Annotated in this window: 17 protein-coding genes; 10 read left to right on the top strand and 7 right to left on the bottom strand. The window is 72.1% G+C overall.

Annotated features, from left to right (window positions below; translation table 11 throughout):
• Positions 1-5: 5 nt before the first annotated feature.
• Both Nocox_RS01840 and Nocox_RS01835 read right to left on the bottom strand, forming a co-directional pair.
• Positions 6-227: a DUF397 domain-containing protein gene (locus Nocox_RS01840; protein ID WP_020542601.1), complete on the bottom strand. Its 222-nt coding sequence runs from the start codon at positions 225-227 to the stop codon at positions 6-8.
• A 54-nt stretch (positions 228-281) separates the two neighbouring features.
• The gene (locus tag Nocox_RS01835) at positions 282-1,145 is read right to left on the bottom strand and encodes a helix-turn-helix domain-containing protein (protein WP_020542600.1); all 864 of its coding nucleotides are present in this window, start codon (positions 1,143-1,145) and stop codon (positions 282-284) included.
• Positions 1,146-1,813: 668 nt separating this feature from the next.
• On the opposite strand from Nocox_RS01835, the gene Nocox_RS43605 reads away from it, so the two are divergent.
• The 6 genes from Nocox_RS43605 to Nocox_RS01810 all read left to right on the top strand — a co-directional run bounded on the left by Nocox_RS43605 (position 1,814) and on the right by Nocox_RS01810 (position 7,346).
• On the top strand, positions 1,814-1,945 hold the full coding sequence (locus Nocox_RS43605) for a hypothetical protein (RefSeq protein WP_020542599.1): 132 nt from the start codon (positions 1,814-1,816) through the stop codon (positions 1,943-1,945).
• 1 nt (position 1,946) lies between these two features.
• Positions 1,947-2,597 (top strand): hypothetical protein, encoded by a 651-nt coding sequence (locus tag Nocox_RS01830; protein WP_020542598.1) that lies wholly within the window; start codon positions 1,947-1,949, stop codon positions 2,595-2,597.
• A 123-nt stretch (positions 2,598-2,720) separates the two neighbouring features.
• Complete coding sequence (locus Nocox_RS01825) at positions 2,721-4,904, top strand: molybdopterin-dependent oxidoreductase (protein WP_020542597.1); 2,184 nt, start codon at positions 2,721-2,723, stop codon at positions 4,902-4,904.
• A gap of 1 nt (position 4,905) precedes the next feature.
• Complete coding sequence (locus Nocox_RS01820) at positions 4,906-5,520, top strand: HD domain-containing protein (protein WP_020542596.1); 615 nt, start codon at positions 4,906-4,908, stop codon at positions 5,518-5,520.
• Between the two features lie 120 nt (positions 5,521-5,640).
• Positions 5,641-6,459, top strand: coding sequence for a Rieske (2Fe-2S) protein (locus Nocox_RS01815; protein WP_085996004.1), 819 nt, complete (start codon positions 5,641-5,643; stop codon positions 6,457-6,459).
• Positions 6,460-6,503: 44 nt separating this feature from the next.
• Entirely contained in the window at positions 6,504-7,346 is an 843-nt protein-coding gene (locus tag Nocox_RS01810; protein WP_020542594.1) for an NAD(P)H-binding protein, read from the top strand.
• Here the strand turns inward: Nocox_RS01810 and Nocox_RS01805 are convergent.
• From Nocox_RS01805 to Nocox_RS01795, 3 genes are all read right to left on the bottom strand, one after another.
• On the bottom strand, positions 7,343-7,597 hold the full coding sequence (locus Nocox_RS01805) for a hypothetical protein (RefSeq protein ID WP_033408701.1): 255 nt from the start codon (positions 7,595-7,597) through the stop codon (positions 7,343-7,345). The two genes, Nocox_RS01810 and Nocox_RS01805, sit on opposite strands and share 4 nt — an antisense overlap.
• 23 nt (positions 7,598-7,620) lie before the next feature.
• A complete protein-coding gene (locus Nocox_RS01800) occupies positions 7,621-8,376 on the bottom strand; it encodes a sulfite exporter TauE/SafE family protein (protein ID WP_020542592.1) in 756 nt (251 codons plus the stop codon).
• 150 nt (positions 8,377-8,526) lie between these two features.
• Positions 8,527-9,315, bottom strand: coding sequence for an ABC transporter ATP-binding protein (locus Nocox_RS01795; RefSeq protein WP_026214216.1), 789 nt, complete (start codon positions 9,313-9,315; stop codon positions 8,527-8,529).
• Between the two features lie 69 nt (positions 9,316-9,384).
• Here Nocox_RS01795 and Nocox_RS01790 point away from each other — a divergent pair, with 69 nt between their 5' ends.
• On the top strand, positions 9,385-10,101 hold the full coding sequence (locus Nocox_RS01790; protein ID WP_026214215.1) for a hypothetical protein: 717 nt from the start codon (positions 9,385-9,387) through the stop codon (positions 10,099-10,101).
• Between the two features lie 5 nt (positions 10,102-10,106).
• Here the strand turns inward: Nocox_RS01790 and Nocox_RS01785 are convergent, their stop codons facing one another.
• On the bottom strand, positions 10,107-10,724 hold the full coding sequence (locus tag Nocox_RS01785; RefSeq protein WP_020542589.1) for a response regulator: 618 nt from the start codon (positions 10,722-10,724) through the stop codon (positions 10,107-10,109).
• A complete protein-coding gene (locus Nocox_RS01780; protein WP_026214214.1) occupies positions 10,721-11,839 on the bottom strand; it encodes a GAF domain-containing sensor histidine kinase in 1,119 nt (372 codons plus the stop codon). Before Nocox_RS01780 ends, Nocox_RS01785 begins: the two co-directional genes overlap by 4 nt.
• A 121-nt stretch (positions 11,840-11,960) precedes the next feature.
• Between Nocox_RS01780 and Nocox_RS01775 the strand changes: the two genes are divergently transcribed.
• The 3 genes from Nocox_RS01775 (at position 11,961) to Nocox_RS01765 (ending at position 14,333) form a co-directional block, all read left to right on the top strand.
• Positions 11,961-12,638 carry an SDR family oxidoreductase gene (locus Nocox_RS01775; protein ID WP_020542587.1) on the top strand — a complete coding sequence of 226 codons (678 nt, stop codon included), beginning with the start codon at positions 11,961-11,963 and terminating at the stop codon, positions 12,636-12,638.
• Entirely contained in the window at positions 12,635-13,645 is a 1,011-nt protein-coding gene (locus tag Nocox_RS01770) for an S-adenosylmethionine:tRNA ribosyltransferase-isomerase (RefSeq protein WP_020542586.1), read from the top strand. Before Nocox_RS01775 ends, Nocox_RS01770 begins: the two co-directional genes overlap by 4 nt.
• Before the next feature lie 127 nt (positions 13,646-13,772).
• Positions 13,773-14,333 (top strand): hypothetical protein, encoded by a 561-nt coding sequence (locus Nocox_RS01765; RefSeq protein ID WP_157382967.1) that lies wholly within the window; start codon positions 13,773-13,775, stop codon positions 14,331-14,333.
• Positions 14,334-14,389 lie beyond the last annotated feature (56 nt).

Genomic DNA, 14,389 nt, shown 5'->3' with positions numbered 1-14,389 from the left:
CTTTCTCAGGCGCCGGCGAGCGTCGACAGGTCGAATTCGCCCTCACGGACACCGGAGGTGAACGCGGCCCACTCGGCGGGAGTGAACACGAGGACGGGGCCGTCCTGCACCTTGCTGTCACGCAGCGCGACGTTGCCGTCGGACAGGGGCGCGACCTCGACACACGCGTCTGCGCCATTGCAGAAGGTGCTCTTCCGCCAAGCCGCCTTGGAAAGGTGGTTGTGCATTATCTCCCCAAATAGCTGAAGGGGCGTCGTTGCCCCTTGTTGAGGTGGTCGTCGTCACCGTCGCCACACCATGGCCTTGTGCTGGATGAGAACACGTGACTCGTCCTCGTCCAGAGCCTCCGATCTGATGTGCTCGAAGGCTGTCTCATATCCGGCCACGCGTTCGAGGTCCTCGACGAAATCGGCAGTGTACAGCTGTTCCAGATAAACAACATCGTCAAATGCCGCGAACTGCAGGTGAATGAAAGTACCGGTGTTGACCGGATGCACCGAGTCCAGGGTCAGGACGTGCAGTTTCACGTGCGGAAGCATGGAGATCTCCAGCAGATGCTCCATCTGCTCGCGCATCACCGAGTATTCGCCGAAGCGGCGCAGGAGCACCGACTCGTCGAGCACGACCGTGAGCCGGCACGGCTCCGTGCGGTGCAGGACGCGACGCTGCCGGTCGAGGCGGGCCTCGACGCGGCTGCGGACACCGCTGTGCGTGATGCGCGCGATGCCCCGGGTGGCCAGGATGACCTCCCGCGCGTAGTCCTCGGTCTGCAGGAGGCCCGGCACGATCTGGGGTTCCCATGATCGCTGGTAGATCGCCTCCGCCTCCAGCCCAAGGAATCTTGTGTATTCCTGGGGCAGGCTTTCCTCGTAATCCTCCCACCAGCCGCGCTGCTCCGCATCCCGCAACAGGCCGATGAGTTCGTCAAGTTTGCCCCCATCGACGCCGTAAAGCTGCACCAGCGCCTTGATGTCGTCGGCGCTGGGCATCGTACGGGCGGCTTCGATGCGGCTGACCTTGCTGGCCGACCAGCCGAGCTCCTTGGCGGCCTTGGCTCCCGTGAGCTTGTTACGCTCACGCAGCAAACGCAGCTCCTGGCCGAGCCGGAGTCTGCGTACCGTCGGGCTGCCCTGCTGCGATGGCACCGTCCGCTCTCCTTGTCCGGAAGGAAGGTGTAACCGGCGGGGATCGTTTCCGGGACGGCGTTCTGGGCCGTTCCCACAATCGTACATGCAAGTTGCACGTGCAGTGCCGCGTGCCCTTGCCAGAAGGCTGTCACGGAGAGAGCTTAGGAGCAAGGAGGGAGCACGGATCGGATCGGCCTTGTGCAACTTGCACCGCAAGTCGCGCGCAAGAAAATCAAAACTTCCGCGCGAGAGGTATTGCGACTCGCCCACCTGCGGAGGACGATCGTAGGGACAAGGTTTCTCTGACGCTGAGGAGGCCGGGCATGACGTCGAACGCGGCGCACGCACCTGGCCATCCCCCCACGACCACGCCCCCGTGCATGCCGGGGCGGAGGGATCGTACGACCACCTGACGAGGGCGGCGCCGGACCACCGGCGCACCCGTGCCCCCGAGCACGAAAAAAGCCGGGCACAGAAAAATGCCGGGCCGCGGCTGCCGGCCTGCTCCCCGCATAAGGGCTGCCACCCTGCGGAAGGAACGGCCGCCAGCCGACGGACCGGCCAAGAAGCCACCTCTAGAAATGCCGCGAAAGGGGTCTTCTATGTACTCACAAGGTACCAAGGGACATGCCCGAATCAAGTCCCGGATCCGGGAACTCGTCTCCTGGGCCGATCGCGAGATCTGCATGGAACCCGACGAGTTCGCCTACCACATCGGCTGGACCGTGGCCAGGACGGGGTTCGGCGCTCGTCGCTACCGGGATCCACGTTTCGACCAGCTCCGCGTGCCCGGCAAGGTGCGTGAGGGGGTGACGTGAGGTGCCCAGGAACCCGCGGAACCAGATCTACCCCGGCTACGAGGACCTGCCCGCCGCCGGGCGCGGAGGGGTCCTCGTCCGGCTCTGGCGGGCGCGTTCCGAGCTGCTGCTGGCGGCGGCGCTGGGGATGTTCGCGCTGCTCCTGCTGCGGGCCGCGAGCGCCGGCCACCTGCTGCCGTTCGCCCTGGTGACCAGCGCGATCTCGGTGCCGGCGGCGGTCACCAGGAGCGGCCGCGGCTGGGTCACCGCCCACTGCTGGTGCGTGATCTCCCGGCACCGCCTGCAGCGGGTCTGCCTGGAGACGACCATGCACACGAGGGCCGGGCGCATCCCGCTGATCCTGTGGATCACGCCGACCCCCACCGGGGAGAAGGCGCTGGTGCTGACGAGGGCCGGCATCTGCGCCGAGGAGTTCGACGCCTACAGCGAGGAGATCGCCGCGGCCTGCTGGGCGCGCGGCGTGAACGTCTACCGGCACCGCACCCGGGCGCAGTTCGTCGTCGTGGAGATCGTCCGCAGGGACGAGGCCCCCGGCACGTTGTCGCCGCGGCTGGACCGGCTCTTCGGCCGGCGCGCCTGGGTGCCGCTCCGGCCCGACCTGAAGGAGCCGCCTGATCTGCGCAGCCGGTGGGAGGCGGTGCGGATCGGCTAGAAGCCTGGGGATACATGGGGCCTTCCCCAGGGGGTAAGCCTCGGAGACCGCGGGGGCTCCGGGGCTTCCCCATGCGCGCGGCACGCGCCAAGATGAGTTCATCTTACGAACTCAGGAGTCGTGATGACGTCGACCGTCCACCGGACTTGTCCCCTGTGCGAGGCCGTCTGCGGCCTGACCCTCACCCTCGACGAGGGCGGGCACGTGACCAGCGTCCGCGGCGACAGGGACGATCCGTTCAGCAAGGGCTTCATCTGCCCGAAGGGGGCCAGCCTCGGCCGGCTCGACGAGGACCCCGACCGGCTGCGCCGCCCGGTCGTGCGCGAGGGCGAGCAGTGGCGCGAGGTCGGCTGGGACGAGGCGTTCGCCGCCGTGCGGGAGGGCCTCGGCCGGGTCACCGACCGCGGCTCCGTCGCCGTCTACCTCGGCAACCCCAACGCGCACACCATGGCGGGCGCGCTCTACGCCGGGCCGCTGATCCGGGCCCTCGGCACCCGCAACGTCTTCTCCGCCAGCACCGCCGACCAGATGCCGAAGCACGTGTCGAGCGGCCTGATGTTCGGCTCCCCGATGGCCGTCCCGGTCCCCGACCTGGACCGCACCGACCACCTGCTGATGCTCGGCGCGAACCCGCTGGAGTCCAACGGCTCGCTCTGCACCGCCCCCGACTTCCCCGGCCGGCTGAAGGCGCTGCGCGGGCGCGGCGGCCGGCTGGTGGTCGTGGACCCGCGCCGCACCCGCACCGCCGCGCTCGCCGACGAGCACGTGTTCATCCGGCCGGGCACGGACGCCTACCTGCTGTTCGGCATGGTCCACACGCTGTTCGCCGAGGACCTGGTCACGCTCGGGCGCGAGGTCAACGGCCTGGACGAGGTACGCGAGGCCGCCAAGCACTTCCCGCCCGAGGCGGTGGCCCGGCGCACGGGGGTGCCCGCGGCGGTCATCGAGCGGCTGGCCAGGGAGCTCGCCGCGGCGCGCACGGCCGCCGTGTACGCCAGGATCGGCACCTGCACGGCCGAGTTCGGCACGCTGGCCCAGTGGCTCGTGGACGTGCTCAACGCGCTCACCGGCAACCTCGACCGGCCGGGCGGGGCGATGTTCCCCAAGCCGGCCACCGAGTCCGGGGGCCGGCGGCGGCCGTACGCGACGGGCCGCTGGCGGAGCCGGGTGCGCGGGCTGCCGGAGGCCAACGGCGAGCTGCCGGTGGCCACGCTGGCCGACGAGATCGAGACGCCGGGTGAGGGACAGATCAGGTTCCTGCTGACGGTCGCGGGCAACCCCGTGCTGTCGGCGCCCCACGGGGCCCGGCTGGACGCGGCCTTCGAGCGGCTCGACTTCATGGTCAGCGTGGACCCGTACCTGAACGAGACCACCCGGCACGCGAACGTCATCCTGCCGCCGCCGCGCGTGCTGCAGTCAGGGCACTACGACTTCGCGCTGCTCGGCTTCGCGGTGCGCAACTACGCGCGTTACTCCCCTCCTCTGCTGCCGATGGACGACCGGCCGTCCGAGTCCCAGATCCTGGCCAGGCTGGCGATGATCGCCTCCGGCATGGAGGGCGGGGACCTCGACGCGTTCGTCATCGACGAGACGCTGCGCAAGGCCGTCCAGACACCGGGCTCGGGCGTCGAGGGGCGGGACCCGGCCGAGCTGCGCGCCGCGCTGGACGGCCGCGACGGCGGCGAGCGGCGGCTCGACCTCATGCTCAGGCTCGGCCCGTACGGCGAGTGGTCCGGCAAGGGCGACCTGTCGCTGCGCACGCTCCTCGACCACCCGCACGGCCTGGACCTGGGCCCGCTGGAACCCCGGCTGGACGAGCTGCTGCGGACCGCCTCCGGCCTGGTCGAGCTGGCGCCGCCGCAGCTCCTGGAGGACGTCGAGCGGCTGCGCGCGAAGCTGGAGGAGGAGGCGCCGGAGATGGTCCTCATCGGCCGGCGCCACCTGCGCTCCAACAACAGCTGGATGCACAACGTCGGCCCGCTGGTCGGCGGCAGCAACACCTGCACGCTGCAGATCAACCCGGCGGACGTGGCGCGGCTCGGTCTCTCCGGCGAGGCCGTGGTGCGCTCGGCGAAGGGGCAGCTCACGGTGCCGCTGGAGCCGACGGACACGATCATGCCGGGCGTGGTCAGCCTGCCGCACGGCTGGGGTCACGCGGGCAGCGCGCAGCGCGTGGCGGCCGCGCACGCGGGCGTGAGCGTCAACGACCTCACCGACGAGAGCGCGGTGGACGCCCCAAGTGGTAACGCAGTGTTCAACGGAGTTCCGGTCACGATTTCACCAACCGGGGTGATCACCGCACATTAGGGTGCTGCGCGTGACTATCGCGCCAGAAGAGGACCGTCGCCTGAACGCCCAGATCGCATTCGCCGTCGAGATCGACAAGTTGAAGCGGATCATCCGCCGCAACCATCTGATCGACGGCTCCCGCCGGGAGAACACCGCCGAGCACTCCTGGTACGTGGGCACCCTGGCGATGGTCCTCGGCGAGCATGCCCCGCCGGGCACCGACCTCCAGCGGGTGGTGGCCATGCTGCTGGTGCACGACCTGGTGGAGATCGACGCCGGTGACACGTTCATCTACGACCCGGTCGAGGTGGCCGCCCAGGTGGACGCCGAACGGGCCGCGGCCGAGCGCATCTTCGGCCTGCTGCCCGCCGAGCAGGGGGCGGAGCTGCGGGCGCTGTGGGACGAGTTCGAGGAGCGTGAGACGCCGGAGGCGCGCTTCGCGAAGGCGCTCGACCGCTTCGCCCCGATCCTGGCCAACCATCACACCGAGGGCGGCACCTGGCCGCTGTTCAAGGTGCGGGCCTCGCAGGTGCGGGAGAAGGTGCGCATCATCGAGGAGGGCTCGCCCACGCTCGGCCGGTACGCCCTGGAGCTGGTCGCCCTCTCCGTGGCCAGGGGACACCTCGCCGAGTGATCCCCGTATGCCTGGGGTAGGGGACTTGTCGTGAAAGAGACAGTACGAGCCAAGCGGCGGCATTTGAGGAGATTCGCCGGTCCGGTCGCTCTGGCCGATCGGCTCGAGAAGTCGAAGGCCATGGACCGGCCCATCCGGGTGCTGGCCAAGGCCGTACGCGCCCGCGTCAAACCGGGCTGGCTGCGCGACCTGCTGCACGGCGTGCCCATCGGCGAGCCGCTGCATCCGCCGCTGGCCTCGGTCACGCTGGGCTGCTGGATGTCGGCGGCCGTGCTGGACGCGGCGGGCGCGGACCCGCGCGCGGCGCGGCTGATGCTGGGCACCGGCATCGCGAGCGCGCTGCCGACGGCGGCGGCCGGGCTGACCGACTGGTCCTCGCTCCACCGCGAGCAGCAGCGGGTGGGTTTCGTTCACATGGCGGGGAACCTGACCGCCCTCGGCCTGTTGTCCGCCTCGCTGATGCTGCGGCTGAAGGGGCACGAGCGGCCGGGCAAGGCGCTGTCCTTCGCGGGGCTCGGCGTCGGCATGCTGGGCGCCTACCTGGGCGGCCACCTGGCCTACCGCCAGGCCGCCGGGCCCAACCACGCCCCGCAGGTGGCCCACCTGGTGCCGCTGGGATGGCACGACCTGTGCCCGCTCAAGGACCTTCCCGACGGCCGGCCGGTCGCGCGGCGGCTCGGCTACATCCAGCTCTTCGTGCTGCGCCGGGGCGAGGCGGTCACCGTGCTCGCCGACCACTGCCCGCACCTGGCCGGGCCGCTCCACCAGGGGCGGCTGGTCATGGAGAACGGCGAGGCGTGCGTGGTGTGCCCGTGGCACGGCAGCACGTTCCGGCTCGCCGACGGCACGGTGCGGCACGGTCCCGCCACCGCGCCCGCGCCCATGTTCGAGACGCGGATCCGGCGCGACGGCACCATCCAGGTACGGCCCCAGACCTGAAGCGCGCTTGACCTGAAGTTCGCTTGAGGTCCTACGGTCGTGCCATGGGCAAGATCCTGGTGACCGGCGCGACCGGAAATGTCGGCAGACATGTGGCTTCCCAGCTCGCGGAGGCGGGGCTGGACGTGCGGGCGCTGACCCGCGACCCCGGACGGGCCACGCTGCCCGTCCAGACCGTACGCGGCGACCTGACCGCGCCGGAGAGCCTGGAGCCGGCGCTGCGTGACGTGGAGAGCGTCTTCCTCCTCTGGCCGAGCTTCACCGCCGACGGCGCGGACGAGGCGATCACGGCGATCGCGAAGCACGCCAGGCGCGTGGTGCTCCTGTCCGCCCACGGGGCCGACGATCCGGGGAGCCACTACCACGAGGTGGAGCGGCTGGTGCGGCGCTCCGGTCTCGGCTGGACGTTCCTGCGGCCGGGCGGCTTCGCGGTCAACACCCTGGGCTGGGCGGACCAGGTGCGGCGGGGGGTGGTGCGCTGGCCGTACGGGCAGGCGGCGCGCTCGCTCATCCACGAGAAGGACATCGCGGCGGTGGCGGTCCACGTGCTGACCTCGGCGGGGCACAACGGGGCCGCGTACGTGCTGACCGGCCCCGAGCGGCTGACCCAGGCCGAGCAGGTCCGGGTGATCGGCGAGGTGGTCGGACGCGAGGTGCGCTGGGAGGAGCAGCCGCCGGAGGAGGCCAGGGAGCTGCTGACCGCGATCTGGGGCGCCCCGGAGTTCGTGGAGAGCGCGCTGCGCACCTGGGAGAGCTTCGTGACCGCCCCTGAGGTCGTCACCGACACCGTGGAGCGGCTGCTCGGCCGGCCCGCGCTGACCTTCCGCCAGTGGGCCGCCGACCACGCGGCGGCCTTCTCCGCGCCATCCTCCCAGCCGTCCTCCTAGTCGCCGTCCTCCCGGACGTCGCCCGCCCGCTCGGACCGCTCGTCCGCCGGGTGCTCGACCAGGGCGAGGACGCGGCTGGACATGAACCTGGCCGTGCGTACGGGGGTGCCGCCGCGGGTCACCTCGCTGACCTCGACGAGCCCCCGGCGCGTGGCGATCTCGACCCGCCGGCCGGCGCGGGTGGCCCTGATCTCGTACGTGCGGGGGGTGTCGCCCGCGTCGATGACGATCTCCACCCGGTCACCCTTCATGTCCGGGTTATACCCATTTTCCGCTATCCGTACACCAGTACGATAATCGCCGTGACGCCCACGGCGACGATGACGCCGCGCAGCACCGGAGCCGGGATCCGCCGCCCCACCCGGGCCCCCACGAAGCCGCCGACGATCGCGCCCAGCGCCACGCCGAGCACCGCCTGCCAGTCCACCTCCGCGACCACGACGAACAGCACCGCCGCCACCCCGTTGACGATCAGCGCGAGCACGTTCTTGGCCGCGTTGATCCGCTGCAGTCCGTCGTCGAGGAAGCTGCCGAGCAGGCCGATGAGCAGCACGCCCTGGGCCGCGCCGAAATAGCCGCCGTAGACGCCGGCGGCCAGCACGGCGAACCAGAGCACCGGGCCGCCGTGCGGATGCGTGTGCTCGCGCCGGGCGGCCAGCCAGCCGTTGAGCCGGGGCTGGATCACGACCAGCACGCAGGCCAGCGCGATCAGGACGACCACGACGACCTGGAACACGCCCGGGTCGAGGAACAGCAGCAGGATCCCGCCGATCAACGCCCCCAGCGCGGAGGCGAGGCCGAGCCTGAGCAGCCGGTCGCGCTGCCCGCTCAGCTCGGCGCGGTAGCCGTAGGCGCCGCTGAACGAGCCCGGCACCAGGCCGATGGTGTTGGAGACGTTGGCCGTCACGGGATCGACGCCCATCGCCACCAGCGTCGGGAACGTGATCAGCGAACCGGAGCCGACGACCGCGTTGATGGCGCCCGCCACCACGCCGGCCGCGCCGACCGCGACCAGTTCCCACCCCGTCACGAGCGCTCCTCACGTGCCGCCAAGGCTCTCCAGGACCTCTCCCATCTGCGATGGGACGATCCAGATCCTATTTGCCGCGCCTTTGACGACCTCAGGCAGGGTCTGGAGGAGTTCGTGGGCGAGCGGACACCTGTGCCCGCCCGCCGGCCCTCAGTGGGCCCGGGCGTACCAGCGGCCCCCCGCGCTGCGGTCCAGCGTCAGCGGCACCCCGAACGTCTGCGACAGGTTGTCGGCCGTCATCACGTGCTCCAGCGGCCCCTGCGCCACCACCGAGCCGTGCCGCAGCAGCAGCCCGTGGGTGAACCCGGCCGGCACCTCCTCCACGTGGTGCGTCACCAGGGCCAGCGTCGGCGAGCGGTAGTCGCCGGCCAGCGCCGACAGGCGGCGCACCAAGTCCTCGCGCCCGCCGAGGTCGAGCCCGGCGGCCGGCTCGTCGAGCAGCAGCAGCTCAGGGTCGGGCATGAGGGCGCGGGCGATCTGCACCCGCTTGCGCTCGCCCTCCGACAGCGTGCCGAACCTGCGCCTGATCAGGTGGGCCGCCCCCATCATGTCGATGAGCTCGACGGCCCGGGTCACGTCGTTGGAGTCGTACTCCTCCGTGTAGCGGCCCATGATTCCGTACGACGCCGTCAGGACGAGGTCGATGACCTTCTCCTCCGGCGGGATCCGCTCGGCGAGCGCCGCGCTCGCCAGCCCGATGCGCGGCCGCAGCTCGAACACGTCGGCCTGCCCCAGCCGCTCGCCCAGCACCTCGACCACGCCCTCGCTCGGGTAGAGCAGCGTGGCCGCCACCTGCAGCAGCGTGGTCTTGCCCGCGCCGTTGGCGCCGATGACGACCCAGCGTTCGTCCTCGTTGACCTCCCAGTCGATGCCGCGCAGCAGGGCCGCTCCGTCCCGCCTGACGGCGACGTCCTGGAGCCGCAGCACCTGACCACCCATCCCCGTTACCTCCTTCAGGAGTCACCCTCGGGACAAACCTATTGCAGGGCGAGCGCATATCGTGGATCGGTGCGCCCTGAATCACCTGTCTGTCCGTCCCTGGTCGCCTGGGGCAACGCGTGGCTCGCCGGTCACGTGGGCCTCGACGAGGCGGCCGACCACGTGGAAGCCGCCGGTGGCCCCGCCGTCGCGGGTGAGGTGCCGCTGCGTGCCTACCTCGCGAACCTGCGGGCGAGCGGCCTGCGGGAGCTGCGCCTCGCCCTGCCCGCGCCCGGCGACCCGCTCGGGCTGTCGGGGCCGCCGGCGTTCAACGCGGCCGCCGTCGACGCCGGGCAGGCCGTGATCGCCGTGCTCGACGACCGCAACCTCGGCCTGGTGCCCGCTCCCGACCGGCGCGGCTCGTCCTACGTCGGCGTCCGCCTGGGCGTGCACGAGTCCGGCCCCGTCCGGCACGACCTGCCGTCGCTCGCGGAGGCCGAGCGGGAGCTGTCCGACGCCATGCGCGCCGCCACCGACGCGCTGTCGTCGGGCGAGGGGCCCGCCCAGGGCCGCCCCGAGCTGGGCCGGCACGGCGGCGAGCTGGCTCCCGGCTATCCCGCGCGGGCGCACCGCGTCTCCACCCTGGCCACCCGGCTGGCCGCCGTGCTCCACCTGGCCGACGAGCGGGGGCTCACCGCGGCGCAGGTCGCCCGGCGGGGGAACGCGCTGCGCGAGCTCGACCGGGCGGTGCGCCGGGCCCTGGTGGCCGCCCACCACGCCATCTTCGAACCCCTCCGCAGCCCCTAGCCCGGTCAGGCCAGGTCGTGGCGGACCGCGTACAGCGCGGCCTGGGTGCGGTCCTGGACGCCCAGCTTCATCAGCACGTTCGACACGTGCGTCTTGACCGTCTTCTCCGCCACCGAGAGCTCCCTGGCGATCTCCCTGTTGGACCGGCCGGCCGCGATGAGCCGCAGCACCTCGCGTTCGCGTTCGGTCAGCGGCACCGGCGCCCCGGCGGGCGACGCCTCCCCTGACAGCATCGCCTCCGCGGCCTCGGGGGCGAGCAGCACCTGGCCGCCGTGCACCGTACGGACCGCCTGGACCAGGGCGATCGGATCGACGTCCTTGTAGAGGAAGCCCGCCGCGCCGGCCCGCATGGCCGGCCCCACGTCGCCGGGGTCGCTCACGGACGTCAGCACCACCACGCGGGTCCGTCCGCCCGTCAGCCGCTCCAGCGCGCCGAGGCCGTCCAGCACCGGCATCCGCAGGTCCAGCAGCAGCACGTCGGGGGCGAGCCGCCCGACCAGCTCGACGGCCTGCTCGCCGTCGCCCGCCTCGCCGACGACCGTGATGTCGTCCTGCAGGTCCAGGAACGTCCGCAGGCCCTGCCGCACCACCGGATGATCGTCGGCGATCAGCACCCGGATCACACACTCACCTCCACGCGCACCGTGGTTCCCCGGCCGGGGGCCGACTCGACCGTCAGCACGCCGCCGACCGCCTCGGCCCTGTCCCTCATGGAAACCAGCCCGAGGCCGCGTGATTCCCCCGGCTCGAACCCGGCGCCGTCGTCGCGCACCGACAGCGCCAGCGTGCCGCCCTCGTACGCCAGGCGGACCTCGACCTCGCCGGCCCCCGAGTGCCGCAGCGCGTTGTGCAGCGCCTCCTGGGCCACCCGCAGCACCGCCACCTCGGCCTCCGGCCGCAGCGGCGGCAGCTCGGCGCACACGAACGACACGACCGGCGGGTGGAGCCGGTCCAGCAGCCGTACGTGCTTGCGCAGCGTCTCGGCCAGCCCGTGCCGGTCCAGCTCGGCCGGGCGCAGCTCCACGATGACCGCGCGCAGCTCGGCCAGGGCCTCGCCGGCCAGGCGCTGGACGTTCCCCAGCTCGGCCGCCGCCCGCTCGGGGGCCTGCTCCAGCAGCGTGCCCGCCGCCTGGGCGCTCAGCCGCAGCGAGAACAGCTTCTGCGTGACCGCGTCGTGCAGCTCCCTCGCCATGCGGTTGCGCTCCTCCAGCATGGCGAGCTCGCGGCCGCTCTCGTAGAGGCGGGCGTTGGCCAGCGCGATCGCCGCGTGCGCGGCGAACAGCGTCAGCAGCTCCTGGTCGGCCTCCGTGAACTCCGCGCCCGGCGTGCGCTTGTTGGCGAGGAAGATGATGCCGAGCACCTCGTCGCCGTCGCGGATGGGGACGCCGAGGAAGTCCTTCATGATCGGGTGCGCCTTCGGCCACCACTCGAACCTCGGGTCCTCGCGCAGGTCGGGCAGCCGCACGGGAGCGCCCTCGCGCAGCATCGCACCCAGCATGCCGTGCTGGCGGGGCAGCGGCCCGATCGCCTCCCACTGCTTGTCGGTCAGGCCCTCGGCGACGAACTCGGCGAACGAGCCGTCGTCGTCGGGCACGCCGAGCGCGGCGTAACGGGCGTCCAGCAGGCGCTGCGCCGAGCGCACGATCACCTGCAGCACCTCGCGCACGGACAGGTGCCGGGTGACGGCGAGCACGGCAGAGCTCACCGCGTGCAGAATCTCGTCTCGTTCGGCCGTCACGGCCTCCACTCTAGGGACCGCCCGCCCATGAGCCCGCCCGCGGTCCTAGGACGAAGTGCCGAGGCCGGGCCGGGCCTCGGCCCGATGCCGGCGGGCCGCCCGCGTTCCTAGCGTCGGAGGCATGACGGACACCTCATCCACCAGGAACCGTACCGCTCTCGTCACGGGGGCCTCGCGCGGGCTCGGCCTCGCCCTCGCGCGCGCCCTGGCCGGCGCGGGCTGGAACCTCGTCCTCACCGCCCGCGGCGCCCGCGACCTGGAACGGGCCGCCGCCGAGCTGGGGGCCACCGCGATCCCCGGCGACGTGGCCGACCCGGCGCACGTACGGCGGCTGGCCGAGGCGGCCCCCGCGCTGGACCTGCTGGTCAACAACGCCAGCGACCTCGGCCCGACGCCGCTGCCCCGGCTCGCGGACCTTCCGCCGGAGGCGTTCGGCGCGCTGCTGGCGACGAACGTGACCGCGCCGCTCGCCCTCGTCCAGGCCACGCTACCGGCGCTGCGGTCGGCGCGCGGCGCGATCGTGAACGTCACCTCCGACGCCGCCACCGGCGCGTACGAGGGCTGGGGCGGCTACGGGGCGAGCAAGGCCGCGCTGGAGCAGCTGTCCAACGTGCTCGCCGCCGAGGAGCCGGACGTACGGGTCTGGTGGGTCGATCCCGGCGAGATGAACACCCGCATGCTCGCCGACGCCGTGGGCGCCGAGGAGGCGGCGGGGGCCGCGGACCCGGCCAAGGTCGCCGCCGCGCTGCACGACCTCGTCTCCGCCCGCCCCGCGAGCGGCAGGGTGAGCCTGCAATGACCGCTCAGGCCCTCGACTTCGAGCTGCCGCCCGGCCTGTCGGCGCAGGAGCCGCCCGAGGTGCGCGGCCGGTCCCGCGACGACGTGCGCCTGCTGGTCTCTCGCGGCGGGCGGCCCCCCGAGCACCGCCGCTTCCGCGACCTGCCCGACCTGCTCGGCCCCGGCGACCTCCTCGTGGTCAACAACTCCGCGACGCTGCCCGCGGCCGTCCGGCTGGACCGGCTGGCGGTGCACTTCTCGACGGCGCGCGAGGACGGCACGTGGCTGGTGGAGCTGCGGCGGCGTACGGACCGGGCGAGCGAGCCCTACGCCGGGGGCGAGCCCGGCGAGTGGCTGCCGCTGCCGGGCCGGGCCACGCTGCGGCTGCTCGGGCGGGAGACGCCCCGGCTGTGGCGGGCGGCGCTGGACCGGGACGTGGAGGCGTACCTGCGGGCGTACGGGGTGCCGATCCGCTACTCGTACGTGGCGGGCGACTGGCCGATCGAGGCGTACCAGACGGTGTTCGCGACCGTGCCGGGCAGCGCGGAGATGCCGAGCGCGGCGCGGCCGTTCACCGAGGGCCTGGTAACGGCGCTGGTGGCGCGCGGGGTCGGCATCGCGCCGATCACCCTGCACACCGGCGTGGCCTCGCCGGAGAAGGACGAACCGCCCTACGCGGAGCGGTACGAGGTGCCGGCCGCGACTGCGCGGCTGGTCGAGTTGGCCCTCCGGAGCGGCACCCAGGTGGTGGCGGCGGGAACGACCGTCGTCCGGGCCCTGGAGAGCGCCGTGGGCGCGGACGGGCGGGTGCGCGCGGCCTCGGGCTGGACCCGGCACCTGGTGACCCCCGAGCGGGGCGTGCGGGCGGTGACCGGGCTGCTCACGGGGCTGCACGAGCCCCGGTCCAGCCACCTGCTCATGCTGACGGCCGTCGCCGGCGAGAAGGCGCTGGCCCGGGCGTACGAGGCGGCGCTGCGGGAGGGGTACCTGTGGCACGAGTTCGGCGACACCCACCTGATACTGAAGTAACCGACTTTACAGAGATTTTAATAACTGATATACACAGCGGGCATTTACGGGGGGCTTGTTGTATTACACGGCCCCGAGTCCAATTCCCTTACCCGGAGAGGTAATGCACAAGTCCCTTACCAAGGGCATGCTGGCGACGCTCGCGGCCGGTGCTCTGCTCGTTCCCGCTGTTCCCGCTTCGGCGGCCGTTTCCGCCACCGCTTCCACCGCCGCTTCCAGCGCGGTGTCCGCGAAGGCGGCCGAGCCCTACTCCTCCTTCGCCGTGAAGGTGTCGGCGACCAAGAAGGTCAAGGCCGGCAGCTACATCAAGTACAAGATCTCCGCGGTCAACGTGGGCCCGCACTTCGCCTCCGCGGAGGCCTGGTGGGTCGGCGGCGCGTTCCCCAAGGGCGTCGACCCGAGGAACATCCGCTACTCCACGAGCGGCAAGAAGATGGAGTGCATCCTGCTGACCGCCCGCGGCTTCTTCTGCTGGGCAAATAAGGACATTGCGGTCGGAAGTTCGTTCTCCGTTACTTTCTACGCAAAGACCAAGAAGAGCACTCGCGGTTCGCAGAAGGCGACTCTCGGCGTCATCTCCTACAACCTCGACCAGGGCATGGAGAACATGGACATCCGCGAGCTCGACCGGCTCGGGGTGCCCGGTTACCTGTTCGCCAAGTCCGTGAAGACCACGGTCGTGCGTTAACGGCTCCGGCTCATGCGCCCGCGTCCGAATGGCGAGCCTGCTGCGCGAGCATCGGA

The sequence above is a fragment of the Nonomuraea coxensis DSM 45129 genome (genome assembly GCF_019397265.1).
Classification (GTDB): Bacteria; Actinomycetota; Actinomycetes; order Streptosporangiales; family Streptosporangiaceae; genus Nonomuraea; species Nonomuraea coxensis.
This window is presented reverse-complemented; position numbering and strand designations above follow the sequence as displayed.